Source organism: Macrococcus capreoli (assembly GCF_025628935.1).
Lineage (GTDB): Bacteria > Bacillota > Bacilli > Staphylococcales > Staphylococcaceae > Macrococcoides > Macrococcoides capreoli.
Map to the genome: position 1 here is coordinate 160,514 of NZ_JAOTIS010000001.1, position 16,625 is coordinate 177,138.

At 34.9% G+C, this 16,625-nt stretch carries 18 protein-coding genes; 8 read left to right on the forward strand and 10 right to left on the reverse strand.

The features are described from left to right. Positions 1-104: 104 nt before the first annotated feature. Both queF and OCL94_RS00825 read right to left on the reverse strand, forming a co-directional pair. On the reverse strand, positions 105-602 hold the full coding sequence (gene queF / locus OCL94_RS00820; protein ID WP_262993586.1) for a preQ(1) synthase: 498 nt from the start codon (positions 600-602) through the stop codon (positions 105-107). Positions 603-662: 60 nt separating this feature from the next. Beyond that, positions 663-1,511, reverse strand: coding sequence for a DMT family transporter (locus OCL94_RS00825; RefSeq protein ID WP_262993588.1), 849 nt, complete (start codon positions 1,509-1,511; stop codon positions 663-665). Positions 1,512-1,930: 419 nt separating this feature from the next. Here OCL94_RS00825 and nrdI point away from each other — a divergent pair, with 419 nt between their 5' ends. The 4 genes from nrdI to OCL94_RS00845 all read left to right on the forward strand — a co-directional run bounded on the left by nrdI (position 1,931) and on the right by OCL94_RS00845 (position 6,000). Continuing rightward, entirely contained in the window at positions 1,931-2,326 is a 396-nt protein-coding gene (gene nrdI / locus OCL94_RS00830; RefSeq protein ID WP_262993590.1) for a class Ib ribonucleoside-diphosphate reductase assembly flavoprotein NrdI, read from the forward strand. Next, positions 2,289-4,394: a class 1b ribonucleoside-diphosphate reductase subunit alpha gene (nrdE, locus tag OCL94_RS00835; RefSeq protein WP_262993592.1), complete on the forward strand. Its 2,106-nt coding sequence runs from the start codon at positions 2,289-2,291 to the stop codon at positions 4,392-4,394. The genes nrdI and nrdE overlap by 38 nt, the downstream gene beginning before the upstream one ends. Before the next feature lie 93 nt (positions 4,395-4,487). After that, positions 4,488-5,459: a class 1b ribonucleoside-diphosphate reductase subunit beta gene (gene nrdF, locus OCL94_RS00840; protein WP_262993594.1), complete on the forward strand. Its 972-nt coding sequence runs from the start codon at positions 4,488-4,490 to the stop codon at positions 5,457-5,459. 130 nt (positions 5,460-5,589) lie between these two features. After that, positions 5,590-6,000, forward strand: a complete 411-nt coding sequence (locus OCL94_RS00845) for a FixH family protein (protein WP_262993596.1) — start codon at positions 5,590-5,592, stop codon at positions 5,998-6,000. Positions 6,001-6,095: 95 nt separating this feature from the next. Here the strand turns inward: OCL94_RS00845 and murB are convergent, their stop codons facing one another. Both murB and OCL94_RS00855 read right to left on the reverse strand, forming a co-directional pair. Further along, on the reverse strand, positions 6,096-7,013 hold the full coding sequence (murB, locus tag OCL94_RS00850; protein WP_262993597.1) for a UDP-N-acetylmuramate dehydrogenase: 918 nt from the start codon (positions 7,011-7,013) through the stop codon (positions 6,096-6,098). Positions 7,014-7,070: 57 nt separating this feature from the next. Beyond that, positions 7,071-7,571 (reverse strand): GrpB family protein, encoded by a 501-nt coding sequence (locus OCL94_RS00855; RefSeq protein ID WP_262993599.1) that lies wholly within the window; start codon positions 7,569-7,571, stop codon positions 7,071-7,073. A 125-nt stretch (positions 7,572-7,696) separates the two neighbouring features. On the opposite strand from OCL94_RS00855, the gene OCL94_RS00860 reads away from it, so the two are divergent. After that, positions 7,697-8,590: an EMYY motif lipoprotein gene (locus OCL94_RS00860; protein WP_262993601.1), complete on the forward strand. Its 894-nt coding sequence runs from the start codon at positions 7,697-7,699 to the stop codon at positions 8,588-8,590. Positions 8,591-8,683: 93 nt separating this feature from the next. Here OCL94_RS00860 and OCL94_RS00865 read toward each other — a convergent pair whose 3' ends face one another. Further along, complete coding sequence (locus OCL94_RS00865; RefSeq protein WP_262993603.1) at positions 8,684-8,896, reverse strand: hypothetical protein; 213 nt, start codon at positions 8,894-8,896, stop codon at positions 8,684-8,686. A gap of 141 nt (positions 8,897-9,037) precedes the next feature. Between OCL94_RS00865 and ytxJ the strand changes: the two genes are divergently transcribed. Both ytxJ and OCL94_RS00875 read left to right on the forward strand, forming a co-directional pair. Then, positions 9,038-9,358, forward strand: a complete 321-nt coding sequence (ytxJ, locus tag OCL94_RS00870) for a bacillithiol system redox-active protein YtxJ (RefSeq protein WP_262993605.1) — start codon at positions 9,038-9,040, stop codon at positions 9,356-9,358. 74 nt (positions 9,359-9,432) lie between these two features. Then, positions 9,433-10,518 (forward strand): glycerate kinase, encoded by a 1,086-nt coding sequence (locus OCL94_RS00875; protein ID WP_262993608.1) that lies wholly within the window; start codon positions 9,433-9,435, stop codon positions 10,516-10,518. A 57-nt stretch (positions 10,519-10,575) separates the two neighbouring features. Here OCL94_RS00875 and pepT read toward each other — a convergent pair whose 3' ends face one another. From pepT to OCL94_RS00900, 5 genes are all read right to left on the reverse strand, one after another. Next, the gene (pepT, locus tag OCL94_RS00880) at positions 10,576-11,799 is read right to left on the reverse strand and encodes a peptidase T (protein ID WP_262993610.1); all 1,224 of its coding nucleotides are present in this window, start codon (positions 11,797-11,799) and stop codon (positions 10,576-10,578) included. Positions 11,800-11,912: 113 nt separating this feature from the next. Next, positions 11,913-12,398: a threonine/serine exporter family protein gene (locus OCL94_RS00885; protein ID WP_262993611.1), complete on the reverse strand. Its 486-nt coding sequence runs from the start codon at positions 12,396-12,398 to the stop codon at positions 11,913-11,915. 13 nt (positions 12,399-12,411) lie between these two features. After that, positions 12,412-13,170: a threonine/serine exporter family protein gene (locus tag OCL94_RS00890; RefSeq protein ID WP_262993613.1), complete on the reverse strand. Its 759-nt coding sequence runs from the start codon at positions 13,168-13,170 to the stop codon at positions 12,412-12,414. A gap of 43 nt (positions 13,171-13,213) precedes the next feature. Further along, positions 13,214-14,278 carry a GGDEF domain-containing protein GdpS gene (gene gdpS / locus OCL94_RS00895; RefSeq protein ID WP_262993615.1) on the reverse strand — a complete coding sequence of 355 codons (1,065 nt, stop codon included), beginning with the start codon at positions 14,276-14,278 and terminating at the stop codon, positions 13,214-13,216. Between the two features lie 11 nt (positions 14,279-14,289). Next, positions 14,290-15,144: a YitT family protein gene (locus tag OCL94_RS00900; protein ID WP_262993617.1), complete on the reverse strand. Its 855-nt coding sequence runs from the start codon at positions 15,142-15,144 to the stop codon at positions 14,290-14,292. 271 nt (positions 15,145-15,415) lie between these two features. Between OCL94_RS00900 and OCL94_RS00905 the strand changes: the two genes are divergently transcribed. After that, on the forward strand, positions 15,416-16,459 hold the full coding sequence (locus OCL94_RS00905; protein ID WP_262993619.1) for a glycosyltransferase family 4 protein: 1,044 nt from the start codon (positions 15,416-15,418) through the stop codon (positions 16,457-16,459). Positions 16,460-16,625: the final 166 nt, after the last annotated feature.

Sequence of the window (16,625 nt, forward strand, 5' to 3'; positions counted from 1 at the left end):
AAAATAAAACTATTTATATATAATACACTTATTTAAATATTAAGACAATTCAAATTTTAATAAAAAAATACCCCAAAAGAGGTATTTGTTCATACGTATATAGATTAACGATTTGTAATCGTTTCAGGATATAAATCGTGGTTCATTAATCGGTAGTGTGCCATCTCTTCATATTTCGTTCCTGGTCGACCATAATTTGTATACGGATCAATTGAAATACCACCACGTGGCGTAAATTTGCCCCAAACTTCGATGTAATGCGGATCCATTAATGCGATTAAATCATTCATAATAATATTCATGCAGTCTTCGTGGAAATCACCATGATTTCTAAAACTAAATAAATATAATTTAAGTGATTTTGATTCGACCATTTTAACATTTGGAATATAACTGATGTATATTGCTGCGAAATCAGGTTGACCTGTAATCGGGCAAAGGCTTGTAAATTCAGGGCAGTTAAATTTCACAAAATAATCTCTACCTTGATGTTTATTATCAAACGACTCTAAAATGCCTGGATCGTATTCATATAAATATTTATTGTTTTGATTGCCGAGTAGTGTAATATCTTGTAATTCATCTTTTTGTCTGCCAGCCATGAGGCACCTCCGTCAATTTTAATTATTTCATTATAATGTATTATACAAGATTTGTGAATGTTATACTGTGCGCGCACGCTGGAACATATAGTAGCTTGCGCTAAAGATAATGATATAACCTGCAAAGCTTAATAAATCAGGCGTTTCCTGAAAAGTAATAAAGCCAATCACTGCGCTAAAGAGTACAGTTGAATAAAAGAAGATAGATATATCTTTCGCTGCGGCATGTTGATAGGCTATCGTCAACCCGAATTGTCCGAGCGTGGCAAATACACCTGATAACAGTAAATATACAATTTGGGTGCCGGTCATCGGAACGTATTGAAAGTACGTTAAAGGTATAAGAACAAGCGTTGAAAAAAATGAGAAATAAAATACGGTTGTATAAAATTGTTCTTTTGAGCCGAGCACTCTTAGTGTCGTGTATGCAAGAGCAGCAAAGATGGCACCAGCGACACCAATCAGCGCGATGTGCATATCCGATGAGAAACTGGGTTTAATAATGAACAACGCACCACAAAAAGCGATAATCATGCTAATCATTTGATAGCGTTTAATATGTTCTTTCAGGAAGAGTGCGCAAAAAATTATCGTGAAAAATGGACTGAGTTTATTCAGCATATCTGCATCACTTAAGATCATCTTATCAATCGTATAGTAGTTGAGCAGTACACCGGTTAAACCGAATAAACTTCGCATCATCAATACAGGTTGATTGTTTAAACTTCCAAATAACTTCGTCTTGTAACGATATACAAAATAAAGCGGGAGGATCATACCGACGATATTTCGAAATAATGATTTTTGAACGACGGGTAAATCACCTGACAATTTGACGAATAACCCCATTAAACTGAAGCCGAGTGAAGCAATTAAGAGCCATATAATACCTTTGAGTTTATTATCCATAGGAATCCTTTCTTACGTTATAAAATAATGTATCTTCATCTTAACATAAGTTATGTTTATACCATGCATTAGAATATTTTTCAATTCTCAGATGAAGAATTTAATTTCTTTGAGTACGTTACAAAATTTCAAGTTCGCTCAAACTAGTCATATCAATAGGTAAGAAAAACGAAGAAAAAGTCAATACGGAAAATAAAAAAAATTTAGAGTTGTTCTAATTGAAATGGAAATATTAAGTGCTATAATTATTCGTATATCTTGTGTGTGTTTAATTTCAACACCACTACATCTTGTGTTATATCTTATGAGAGACACAAGATAATTTTAAACAAAAAAGAGAAATTTACGACACATTATACATATAAAAAATGCGTAAGGTTAATCTTAAAAACATTCCTTATGGTCCGGGAGTGAAGTACATGTTAATCGTTTATTATTCTTTAACAGGTAATGTACGCCGTTTTATTCATAAGTCAGAACAACCCCATGTTATCCCTCTGGAAACTGCAATGGCACAAGGAGTGTCAGAGCCTTTTATCATCGTCACAGGAACAATTGGCTTTGGACAAGTGCCGGATGTGGTCTCTCAATTTTTAGAAAGCTATCATCAACATTTATTTGCAGTAGTAGCGAGTGGAAACCGCAATTGGGGGCAGAACTTTGCAAAAGCGGGAGATATTATCAGCACAACGTATCACGTGCCGTTGTTAATGAAGTTTGAACTACATGGTAACAAACGAGATGTTGAATTATTCAATGAAAAGGTGGAAAAATGTAATGAAAACAGTAGAAGAGAAACAGTACAGACATATTGAATTAAATAATCAGGTAACAAAGCGACGCGAAGATGGATTCTTTGATATTGACAAAGATCAGGAAGCGTTAGCGGTATACTTAGAGGAAATTCATGACTATACAATTCATTTTGATTCACCGCTTGAACGTCTTCATTTCTTAGTGGATCAAGATTTCTATTATAATTTATTTGAAGAATATACAGAATTAGATTTATTAGACATTATTCACTATGCTGACAGTATTCCATTTAAATTTGCGAGCTATATGTCAGCGAGTAAATTCTTTAAAGATTACGCTTTAAAGACGAATGATAAGAAGCAATATTTAGAAGACTATAAGCAACACGTAGTGATTGTGGCGCTTTATTTAGCAAAAGGTGATAAAGAGAAAGCGAAGCAACTTGTTTCAGCAATGATCGAACAACGCTATCAACCAGCAACACCGACATTCTTAAATGCAGGTCGAGCACGCCGTGGAGAATTAGTCTCTTGTTTCTTACTGGAAGTGGATGATAGCTTAAACTCAATCAACTATATCGATTCTACTGCGAAGCAATTATCAAAGATTGGTGGTGGGGTAGCCATCAATTTATCTAAATTGCGTGCGCGTGGTGAAGCGATTAAAGGCATTAAAGGTGTAGCGAAAGGTGTATTACCTGTAGCGAAAGCGTTAGAAGGTGGCTTCAGCTATGCCGATCAATTAGGTCAACGTCCTGGTGCAGGTGCTGTTTATTTAAATATCTTCCACTACGATGTATTAGAATTTTTAGATACGAAGAAAGTAAATGCGGATGAAGATTTAAGATTATCAACGATTTCTACGGGATTAATCGTGCCTTCTAAGTTCTTCGATTTAGCAAAAGAAGGTAAAGCATTCTTTATGTTTGCGCCTCATACTGTAGAACGTGAATATGGTATTACGTTAGATGACTTAAACATCGATGAAATGTATGATGAGCTAGTGAATAATCCAAATATTATGAAGAAGTCAAAAGACGCACGTGAAATGCTTAATTTAATTGCACAAACACAATTGCAATCAGGCTATCCATATTTAATGTTTAAAGATAATGCCAACAAAGTTCACGCAAACTCAAATATCGGACAAATTAAAATGAGTAACTTATGTACGGAAATCTTCCAGTTACAAGAGACATCAGTGATTAACGATTACGGCACAGATGACGAAATTAAACGTGATATTTCATGTAACTTAGGATCACTTAATATCGTTAATGTAATGGAATCTAAGAAGTTTCAGGAATCTGTCCATATCGGAATGGATGCATTGACTACGGTAAGTGATGCAGCAGATATTAAGAATGCACCAGGCGTTGCAAAAGCAAACCGTGAATTACATTCAGTTGGACTGGGCGTAATGAACTTACATGGATACTTAGCGAAGAATAAGATTGGTTACGAAAGTGAAGAAGCGAAGGAATTTGCAGCAACATTCTTCATGATGATGAACTATTATTCAATCGAACGCTCTATGCAGATTGCGGTTGAACGCAATGAACGTTATGCTGATTTCGAACAATCTGATTATGCATCAGGCAAGTATTTCGAGAAATATGAAACGACAGATTACACACCAACTTCAGATAAAGTGAAAGTATTATTTGAAGGGATGACGATTCCAACACAAGCAGACTGGTCAAACTTAAAAGAAGCGGTAATGAAAAATGGTCTTTTCCATGCATATCGCTTAGCCATCGCACCGACGCAAAGTATTTCATATGTACAAAATGCAACAAGTTCAGTGATGCCGATAGTTGATCAAATTGAGCGTAGAACATACGGCAATGCAGAAACATTCTACCCGATGCCATTCTTATCTCCGGAAACGATGTGGTTCTATAAATCAGCATTCAATACGAACCAAATGAAATTAATCGATTTAATTGCGACGATACAGGAACATGTGGATCAAGGGATTTCAACGATACTTTTTGTTAACTCTGATATTTCTACGAGAGAATTATCTAGACTTTATGTTTATGCACACCATAAAGGTTTAAAATCTTTATACTATACACGTAATAAATTATTAAGTGTAGAAGAATGTACTAGCTGTGCAGTATAATATGAATGAACAATATAAAGTCATTTTGGATTAAGAGGCCAGTTATTGGTCTCTTAATACTGTTTATCAAATCATAAAAAAGGGACTGACAAGATGAAAGCTGTTAACTGGAATACGCAGGAAGATATGACGAATATGTTCTGGCGTCAAAATATCTCACAAATGTGGGTGGAATCTGAATTTAAAGTGTCAAAAGATATCGCCAGCTGGAAAGAATTAACTGATGATGAGAAATATACATTTAACCATGCATTAGCAGGCCTTACTGGATTAGATACACATCAGGCAGATGACGGAATGCCGTTGATCGGATTACATACGCAGGATTTGCGTAAGAAAGCAGTTTATTCATTTATGGGGATGATGGAGCAAATTCATGCGAAAAGTTATTCTCATATTTTCACGACATTATTACCTTCATCTGAAACAAATGAACTGTTAGATAACTGGGTTGTCAATGAACCGCATTTAAAGTTTAAATCAGATTTAATCGTAAGTCGTTACCATAAATTATGGGCCCAAGATGCATCAATTTATGATCAATATATGGCACGTGTTGCATCAGTATTTTTAGAAACATTTTTATTCTATAGTGGCTTCTATTATCCGTTATACCTTGCTGGACAAGGAAAGATGACGACGTCAGGTGAGATCATTCGTAAGATTTTATTAGATGAATCAATCCACGGTGTATTCACCGGGCTTGATGCGCAAAGCTTGCGTAATGAATTAACCGATGATGAGAAAGTAAGAGCAGATAAAGATATGTATGATATGCTGCAAAAGCTTTATGCCAATGAAGAAAGTTATACGAAGATGTTATATGACCGTGTTGGATTAACGGAAGATGTATTAAACTATGTACAGTATAACGGTAATAAAGCATTAGCGAATTTAGGATTCGAGCCATACTTTGAAGAAAAAGACTTCAATCCAATTATTGAGAATGCATTAAATACTTCGACGAAAAACCATGATTTCTTTAGTGTGAAAGGTGATGGCTATGTCATCGCATTAAACGTTGAAGCATTGACGGATGAAGATTTTGTATTTGACAACGAATAATTTTTGACAAGCTGATGACAAACTTTGCATCAGCTTGTTTTTTTTTATGTATTGTCACAGTTTATTCATTGCTTTAGAACGGAATGTTTCCGATAATGAAAAAAGATTTTAAAAATAGGGGGACAAAATAATGAAAAAAATAATGTTAATCGCTGCGAGTGCACTATTATTTGCAGCATGTGGACACGAAGAAAAGCACGAAGGTCATGAAGGTCATAGTAAACACGTTGAATCTAAAGATGTGAAAGCTTTAACGGTTGATTTAAAAGCACCGGCAAAAGCGAAAGCTGGAGAAAAAGTAACAATTACTGCAAAAGTGAAATATGGTGATGATGCAGTTAATGATGCAGATGAAGTAATGTTTGAAATCATTAAAGACAAGGATATGAAAAAATCAGTAAAAGAAAAAGTGAAAAAAGCAGAAAACGGCGTTTATACGTTAGAATATACGTTTAAAGAAAAAGGCAACTATAACGTGATTAGTCATGTGACAGCACATAATTCACATACTATGCCAAACGCAGATATCGTTGTTGAATAATTCGACATATGAATACGTGACATATGAAACACCCCAATTGCTAACGCAATTGGGGTGTTTCACTTTCATCGTCTATCGATATATATTAATAATATTTATTGTAACGGTTCACCGATCACTCTTACTTCCGGTTGCAGTTCAATACCGCTATTGTCAAACACAACTTTCTGTACATGAGCAATCATTGCTTCATAGTCAGTCGCTGTACCGTTATCGACATTGACGATAAAGCCGGCATGTTTCTTAGATACTTCAACACCGCCAATTCGATGTCCTTGTAATCCAGCTTCCTGAATTAATTGTCCTGCAAAGTATCCTGGTGGTCTTCTAAATACACTACCACATGAAGGATATTCTAACGGTTGTTTGTCTTCGCGACGCTCTGTTAATACATCCATTTGCGATTGAATGACATTTACGTCACCGCGTTCTAATTTAAATGTTGCTTCGAGCACTACGTAGTGGTTAGACTGTATGATGCTCGTACGATAGTCTAATGCAAGTGCTTCATTCGATAAAGTAATGATGTCTCCATGCTGGTCAATTACCGTTGCACTTTCAATAACATCTTTAATTTCTCCGCCGTATGCGCCAGCATTCATAAATACTGCACCGCCGACTGAACCGGGAATACCGCATGCAAATTCCAGACCAGTCAAATGATGGTCACGTGCTGTACGTGAAACATCGATAATAGCAGCACCACTGCTTGCAATGATTGTATCGACTTCAACATGTATTTCCGTAAGGCCAAGTAAACTAATGACGATACCTCGAATACCACCATCACGAATAATAATGTTTGAACCATTGCCTAAATAAGTGATCGGAATTTGATTTTGATTTGCGAATTGAATCGTCTTTTGAATTTCAGAATATTTTTTTGGAGTAATGTAAATATCAGCATTACCGCCAGTCTTAGTGTATGTATAATTTTTTAAAGGTTCATTCATCTTAATATGATCTGGACCGATTAAAGCACTAAGTCCTTCATAAATTGCTTTCACTTGCATGTATATTACGCCCTTTCGGTAAATTCAAACTTTATTATATCAGTTAATCATTGTCTTTTAAACCGACAGATGTCTATTAAACCATTTTGACTTTAAATCTTCGTATTCCTTCACAGAAATTTCATGATTTATTTCAGCCTTTACTGCATTAAATGCGATGAAATTTTGTGTTAATAGTTGTTGGCCCGCAATGTAGCGTTCTAGCTTTTTACTTTCGGCTTCAACGATGTGTAGTCGGATGGTTTCATTTAATGTTTGTAAATTATCGAATTTCGCATAGACACATTTTTTCTCATATGGATGATGCAGACGATAAAAGTGTTGCAAATTCAGTCTTTTTTCATCGAGTGTGGTCATCGCGTGTAAGCTTTTCACGACAACAAGCACATCGATAATACCGCTTGTTAAGGCGCCGTCGATAGCTGTTGAACCAACATGCAACGTCTGTATGATAGGAGTGTCGAGTAAAGTCATTAACATCGTGTCAATCTTTTGAAATTGCTGATGAAAGTGCTGTGTCGTATGATTAATTGTAAGTTGAGGCTTTTGTTTGTACATTGAGATTGTTCCTTTCTTTTTAAGCAATGAATCAATATTGAAATGAGGCCGTAATTGCATCAAGGTAATCATAGTTTAAATTCTCATTCAAATTCTGTATAATATTGATATCGAGGAGATTATTTATGAAAAATATCAATATCTTTATGCTAATTTTATTAGTAAGTACCATTATTGCCGGATGTGGTAATAAAGTAAAGTCTGACATTAATGATTATAAAGCGCAAATGAAAGATGTACAATCTGAAGAACAGAAACTTGTTTCTGAGATTGATCGTTTAGGGTTAGATAAAGCAGATCAGTTACTTGGTGCAGAAGTGACGGAAGAGAAGAAACAGCAGTTAAAGCAAATTGAAATGGATATTCAGGAGAAGATTAAACCACAACTGAATAAATATGAGAAAAAAGTAAAGGCAGTCGATCCAAAGACGAAAGAAGTGAAAGATGTTCACGAAATTTATTTACGTAACTTAGTGAAGAAGCAACAGTTTATTTCAGAACTCGAACGTTACATGAAGTTGTTTAATCAATCGATTCATTCTAACGAAAAGATATTACAATATACGAAAGTATTTGAGAAGAACAAAAGTTTGAATGAGAATTATGTGTTGAAAGCTGAACAAAATCCTAAGGATAGTAGTGAACTTGAAACTTTATCAAAACTCATTAATGCTAATAGCGATGTACTCAAAGACAAAGTCGCTTATTTAACGACGAGTGCAAAAGTGACTGAGAAGCAAAAATATATCGATGAAACATTAATTCCGTTACTGAAATCAAATGTTGATAAGTTGAATCAAACGAAACTGACTTCGAAAAATGTGATCGGTATGCGCAAAGCAACGATAGAAACGTACTATAGCTTAATTAATTATTATAAAGAACGTAAAGTTGCTATGAAAACAGAAGGTGACTTACAGGCATTGCCGATACAGGATATTCTAGAGAATACAAAATATATAAAAACGATGGATGAGAAGTATTACGAAGCATTGAAAGCACTTGAAGCGAAACAATAAACAATAAAAAATCCGAACAGACAATAAATCAAAGTGATTTATGTGCTTTGTTCGGTTTTTAATGCATTGATCGTAATTGTAGTATGATTGTTATTATTTATTCTGGTGGGTATCATTTTGTTTAGAAATAATAACGTTCTTTGCAATAACGGTAATAATCCAGATTGCAATTGCAGCAAAGATGATGATAGTCAGTGTCGGATTCTTATTAATATCTTTAAAGAAGAGTATTACATAAATGAGTACGCATGTGTTCAGTGTATCAATAAATGTCCAACGTTTCAGTGGGAATTTTTGTGTTTTCATTATAATCCTCCATTCATTGTATAACTTTATTATAACAATGCGTAATTGTTTGAGATAGGGGTATATATAAATAATAGATTGCAAAATTAATCTGACCGTGATATATTTTAAAAATCGAATGCACATTGACGGGGTGAAATCATGATAATTAAATTGAATACTGTGGAACAGTTTGATGAAATGTTAGAAACAAATGCAAAAGTATTTTTCTTAAAACATTCAAACACATGCCCAATATCAGCGAGTGCTTATGATCAGTTTGATAATTTTGCATATGAGCGTGACATTAACGCTTATTACTTAATCGTACAGGATGCACGTGAATTATCGGATTATATCGCAAAAAAAACGAATATAAAGCATGAATCACCTCAAGCATTTTACTTTAATAACGGTGAAGTAACATGGCATGACAGCCATAAAAATATAACAATCGCGAATCTTTCTAAAGCAGAAGAATAGTGATGTGCAGAAAAATTAATACAAACAAGATTAACTAATAGTGATGCTATTAGTTATTTATTTTGGAGGAAATGATGAAAATATTAATCGCAATGGATTCATTTTTTGATACATTATACTCTCATCATGCCAACCAATATGTATTTGATGGAGTGAAAGCAGTGGCGCCACAGTCGAACATTGTGATGATTCCGCTGTTCGAAAGTGATAAGAATATGATAGAAGCGTTACTCGTATGGGAGAAAGGACGTAAATTATTACGTCATGTGCATAGTGAGCTACTGATTCCGTCAGATGTTGAAGTGGCAATATTAGGGCACGATACGATGCTTATCGATAGTAAATCAATATTAGCGACATCCAATGATCCACTTCATGCGTCAAGTTACGGCTTAGGTGAATTAATAACACAAGGGCTGGATATGGGCATTCAATCGTTTATTATTTCAATTGGTGGATTAACGACATTTGATGCAGGTATCGGTATGTTACAAGCGTTCGGTGCTAAATTTTATAATCGTGATTATGCTGTTATAGAAGGTCATATGACGCAAAGTGATTTAAAGGAAATTCGCCATATGGAATTTGGTGATATGGATACACGTTTAAAAGATGCAACTTTTACGATAGTCAGTGATCATCAATATAAAATTTATGGTAAAGAGAGTCATATTGCCCAAAGTCAATTTGATTTTGAGACGAAACAGACGGTGGATAATAGCATTTGGTATATTGCGCAGCAGTTTAATAAATTTGGAATTGATTTAACGACTTCTATTTATGGTGGAGACGGTGGGGCAATACGCGCGTTATTTGAACAAATGTTTAAAGCCGATACGATGACCTCTGCTGAATTAATATTTAACCGTACACATATACAAAGTTTATTAGATGAAGCGGATATGGTGATATATGGTGGTGGCAGTTTGGATGAAACGACAGGCTCACTCGTTGTGAGTGAAATTAATAAACTTCAAAATCCAGATAAGATAAATGTCTATTTAAGTGGTGGCAAACAATATAAACAGATGAGTAACGATAAAGAAGTGATAGAGTTCAATATTTATCCTGAAGTCCATGCTGATACAGAAGATATACAGATTGGTATACAGTTACAAAATGCTATGAAAAATATTATGATTGCAACGCGTAAACAATAGTACGATAATGAAAAGATGGCCGATAAAATAAAAATATCGGCCATCAATCTTTTACTATTATGCTCTTTCTTCAAACTTAGCTAATATTCCGACAATCGTCATCACTGACTTTTCCATATCGTCGATTGAAACGTACTCGTATGGTCCATGGAAATTCTCAGCACCTGTAAAGATATTCGGTGTTGGTAAGCCCATAAATGATAATTGGCTACCGTCAGTACCACCACGGATTGGTTCTACAATCGGTTCAATATTTAATGACTTCATGACTTCTAATGGAACGTCAATTAAGTCTTTATGTGGTGTAATTTTCTCGCCCATATTAAAGTATTGATCTTTTATCTCAATATTCGCAGATGTTTCTCCAAATTCCGCACGAATGTCCTGAATAATATTTTTCATTGTTGTTATACGCGCTTCAAATTTGTCGCGATCATGATCACGAATAATATAAGAAAGTTTCGCATGTTCCACATTGCCTTGTAAATCCATTAAATGATAGAAACCTTCGTAGCCTTCAGTATGTTCTGGACGCTCAAGCGCAGGTAAAGCACTTTGGAAACGTACCGCTAAATTGAGTGCATTAACCATTTTATCTTTTGCGCTGCCAGGGTGTACGTTCACACCATTAAATTCAACTTCTACGCCAGCTGCATTAAAGCTTTCATATTGTAATTCTCCACGGCGAGAGCCGTCAATTGTGTAAGCGAAATCTGCACCAAATCGCTCAACATCAAATTTGTGTGGACCACGTCCGATCTCTTCGTCCGGTGTAAATCCGAAACGAATTTTACCGTGTTTAATTTCAGGGTGGTTTATTAAATATTCAATTGCAGTCATAATTTCTGTAATACCTGCTTTATTATCAGCACCTAAAAGTGTCGTTCCATCTGTCGTCATTAAAGTGTGACCTTTATAGATTTCTAACTCGGGGAATTTTTCTTTCTCAATTACTAATCCATTTTTTAATGTAATATCGTTGCCATCGAAATTTTCGATAATTTGTGGTGATACATTTGTTCCAGTAAAGTCAGTCGCAGTATCAACGTGCGCTAATAAGCCAATTGTTGGTACATCTTTATCCGTATTTGCTGATAAAGTGGCAAATAAATAGCCATACTCATCGATATCAGTTTCAAGCCCTAAAGCTTCAATTTCTTTTTGCAGTACATTGAGTAAATCCCATTGCTTTGCTGTAGATGGTGTTGATGTGCTTGACGCATCGGATTGCGTATCAATTTTAACGTAAGTTGATAAACGTTCGATTAATTGTTCTTTCATTGTTTTTGCCTCCAATTTTAAGTTATTGTGAATATCTTTATTTTAATCTTATTTGATAAAAAAATCACACTTATTTTTATTTTATCGATGAATAAAATAAAAATAAGTGTGTATTATAATTGTATCGGGTGTTCACCCTTCTTTCGGCGGAGACGATAATAGTTAAAGTGTTTATATCCTTTTAAAGTCGATTGAAATACAATTTCTGCGATTAACAATCCGAAAGCGATGGCGCCGGATATAAGTGTTGCCTCCATCCCTTTAGAGAGCGCTTCACTATAGTCTGAAATAATTAAGTTCTTCGTTGCATCATACGCCACGCCTCCAGGTACTAATGGAATGATACCCGCAACATTGAAGATAATCACAGGGCGCTTATAATATCTGGCAAAGAGGTGCGCGCATAAACTGAGTGATAGAGAACCAAGAAATGCACCAACGGCCATTGTGAGTTTAGAAGTCTCAGCAATTGTAAATACCATCCAGCCGATGCCACCGACGAAGCCACAAGCCATGAGTAGTTTCCTTGGTGCATTAAAGACAATCGCAAAAAAGATAGAAGCAAAAAAACTAATAATCGTTTGAAATAGTAACGTCATGGCTATTCCTCCTCTAAAAAATAATGAGTACTGTTGCTACACCTGCACCAATTGCAAATGCTGTTAATGCTGATTCGACACCTTTTGCAATACCCGCTATGAGTTGCCCCGCCATCATATCACGTATGGCATTCGTAATTGCAACCCCTGGGACGAGTGGCATGACCGCTGAAATGATAATTTTATCGAATTCTCCTTTATAAATATAGTTTACAAAGAAAAGTGCGACGAGTGCGATGGCCATTGCACCAGCATATTCAGCGAAAAATTGAATTTTATAGAGCTGACTAAAATAATGACAGATGTAAAAACCGATACCACCTGCAATGAATGCAGGGATTGTATCTGAAAGTTGTCCTTTGAACATTAATAAAAAGAGCGCACAGACAATCGCACTGGCAAAACATTTTAACCAGAAATCATACTGTAAATTAGCAGCATCTAATTCATCTAATGCCAGTTTAGCAGCTTCTAACGTCACTTTACCACCAGTGATAGCGCGTGAAATTTCGTTCACTTCTGAAATTTTTTCTAAATCTGTCGTTCGACTTGAAATGCGATACAATCGGGTCGAGCTTTTTTCATTGAGTGAGAAGATAATCGCTGTCGGTGTAACAAAGCTATGCGTATTATATAAACCGTAATGCGTTGCAATACGTGTCATCGTGTCTTCTACACGATACGTTTCAGCACCAGATTCTAATAATATTTTTCCTGCGAGCATCGCGACATCTTTCACTTTTTTCTCGTCGTACAGTTGAATTGAAACCATTGTGACCTCCTATATAAAAAAATAACAGAAAGCAAACTTCCTGTTATTTGATAATTGGATTGAACATTACTGTATTTTGTCCTTGATGCTTTGCAGCGTGAAGCATTTCATCCGCTTCTTTAAAGATTTTGCGGTGCGTCTTCACTTCGTCTGTTGAGATATAACCGATACCAATCGTTACTGTTAAATGAATCACTTCTTTATTAGGTAAATGAAATGATGCATTATTAACGCCATGTCGAATACTTTCCGCAACTTTCACGGTATTATCAAGCGTTTGATTCGTATAGATTACGCTAAATTCTTCACCTGCATTACGAAAAGTCTTTGAGTCAATCGGAACATAGTTCTTAATTACCTGAGACATTTGTTGCAGTACAGCATCACCTGCGTCATGCCCAAATCGATCATTTACTTCTTTAAAGTCATCAATATCGATCAATAGAAGTGAAAGTGATTGTTTCGCATCGGATGCTTTCTTACTGACAACATTTAAATAACGATCAAACTCTCTCACATTCCCTAAACCTGTTAAGTGATCGAGTTCATCTTCATTCTCATAGCGCTGAATCACTTTATAAATACGCCATATGTCGACAAACATTAAACTTGATGTAAGCGATAGTATAAAGCTTGATACGACTAAAAGCATGAAAGCGAATAAGTTAAATGTTAACGTAAAATATTGATACAATCCCATAATAACAAGACTCATCAAAGTTAACCATTGAATTGCATTGAAGTCATTCTGTTTAATAAACGGCCCGATCATACTCGCGAATATTGCAATAATGATTAAATCAAATGAACTGACAGGTATAACATTAAAGATAAATATTTCAGCGAGTACTAATACAATCGCACTAAACATCGTATAAATAAAATTTGTATAACGGCCTAAAAATAATAATGGAATAAATGCTAAGTGAAATGAAATATCATGATATGTCACAGGATATGTCATCAATAAGAAAGAAATCAGCGTCATTAATAGTGTAATATAGTTTTTTGAAAATACGATCTCTTTCTCTTCGAAAAACTGTAATCGGTGAAATAAATAAATTCCACTCACAGTTACAGCAGCATTAAAGATAATGGCTTCAATCAAAATATCCCTCCTTACTTACTTCGATAAATTTTTGCTGTAGAAAAACCTCTACCAATAATTTCAGATGTATTGATAAAGATGACGAATGAATCGGGTTCTTCTCGCGTAATAATTTGTTTGAAATAAATTGCTTCATTTTGCTCCATAACAGAGAATAATAAACTTTTACCTTCGCGATTATAGCCGCCAAACGCATTGACACTCGTTACACCACGCTCTACATGCTCATGGATTAAATCAATCACTTGTTGTTCTTTCGTCGTAATAATAAAGACAAGTTTATTGTCACCCGTATGCAGTTGTACGATATCAATGACTTTACTTGTAACATAGATTGAAATTAAAGCATATAATGCAAGTTCAAAGTTAAACACAAAGGCACTGAGAATGACGACGAATGCATCAACAATAAGCTGGCAGAAGCCGCTTGATAGTCCCGTATATTTCTTGACGATTTGAGCTAACGTAGCTGTACCACCCGTTGATCCATTTCCACGGTATACTAAACCTAATCCGATTCCAAGGACAATTCCACCATACAAAGATGACAGAAGGGCATCTGTCGTCCCTTTAGCCACTAGACTTGATGTTAAAAAGATTGTAAAAGGTACCGTAAAAGTTGCAATAACCGTCTTTAAACTAAATGATTTCCCTAATGTGAACCAGCCGACAATGAATATTGGAATATTGAATAAAAACTGAATCATTGCAGGGTCTGTGCCCATCATTTTATTTAATATTGTACTAAGACCTGAAATCCCGCCGGCAGCGATTTGACCTGGAAGTAAAAATAAATTGTAACTAATGCCGACAATGATAGAACCAATAATCGTATAAAGTACATCGATTAATACTCTTTTATTCATACTATTACCCCTTTTTTGTCAAAAAAATAGTAAAGCAGTTTCGAATTGCTTTACACTTGTAAAAATAAGAACTATGTCAGAGCTAAAAAGTGATGAAATCACGCTTAAAATGATATTGTTTTAACCGTATTATTATGTAACAAATTCACGTATTCGTCAATTAAATTTATGCCATTATATTATGTCGTTTGCAATTTAATATACATTCTTTAATAGGCGAGTAGTCTTTTATATGCTATAGTAAAAAAGAATGAATAGCTTGAGGTGGCTTATGTTTACATTAAAATTGATTTTTATTACTTGTTTAATTTCCTTTATTATAACACCCTTTATTATAAAATTTTCACATTTAGTCGGTGCTCTAGACAAACCGAATTTACGTAAAGTTCATACGAAGCCCGTATCTGTTTTGGGCGGCGTGGTAATATTAATTTCCTTTATAATAGGCATATGGATTGGTCATCCGGTTGAATGGGAAATACGTCCGATTATTATCGGTGCAATCTTAATAAATATAATGGGGATTGTAGATGATTTATTTGATTTGTCAGCTATCGTAAAGTTAATTGGACAAATTGGTGTGGCACTTATCGTTGTAATGCATGGTATTACGTTAGATTTGATTACATTGCCCTTTGGTATTGTGATTGAATTTGGCATTTTAAGCATTCCAATGACAGTACTATGGATTGTTGCGGTAACGAATGCGATCAATTTAATTGATGGTTTAGATGGACTGGCAGCTGGGGTATCATTAATTGCCCTGGCTACGATAGGATTTATTGCTATATTGCAGCAAAATATCTTTATTATGATGATTTGTAGTGTGTTAATTGGCTCATTATTAGGATTTTTGAAATATAACTTTTTCCCAGCGAAAATTTTTCTTGGTGATAACGGGGCGTTATTATTAGGTTTTATTATTGGTGTATTAAGTTTATTAGGCTTTAAAAATATTACGTTAATTTCACTGTTCTTCCCAATTATTATACTAGCAGTTCCATTTATTGATATGGGGTTTGCGATGATTAGACGTTACCGACAAGGGAAACCGATTATGCAGGCAGATAAATCGCATTTGCATCATAAACTATTAGCGCTCGGATATACGCACGCGCAAACAGTATTGTTAATTTATTCAATCGCGACATTGTTTAGTATCGCTTCGATAATATTGTATTTATCGACGCAATTAGGCGCCATCTTAATCGTAACGTTAATTATTATTACGATAGAATTGATTGTTGAATTTACGGGACTTGTCGATGATCATTATAAACCATTACTAAAATTTGCACATAAAATATTAAAATAGAAGGAAAGGCTGTCGGCATTGCGTTTAGCCCTAAGTAAAATAAGAAACTCAACCGTAAATCGCTCATTGATTTAGGTTGAGTTTTGTTTTTGTCAAATATGCTTCAAGTGATGGCCGTTTAAGTCGTTAATCGTAAGAGGACAAAGCATTATGTCTCATCCTTTTT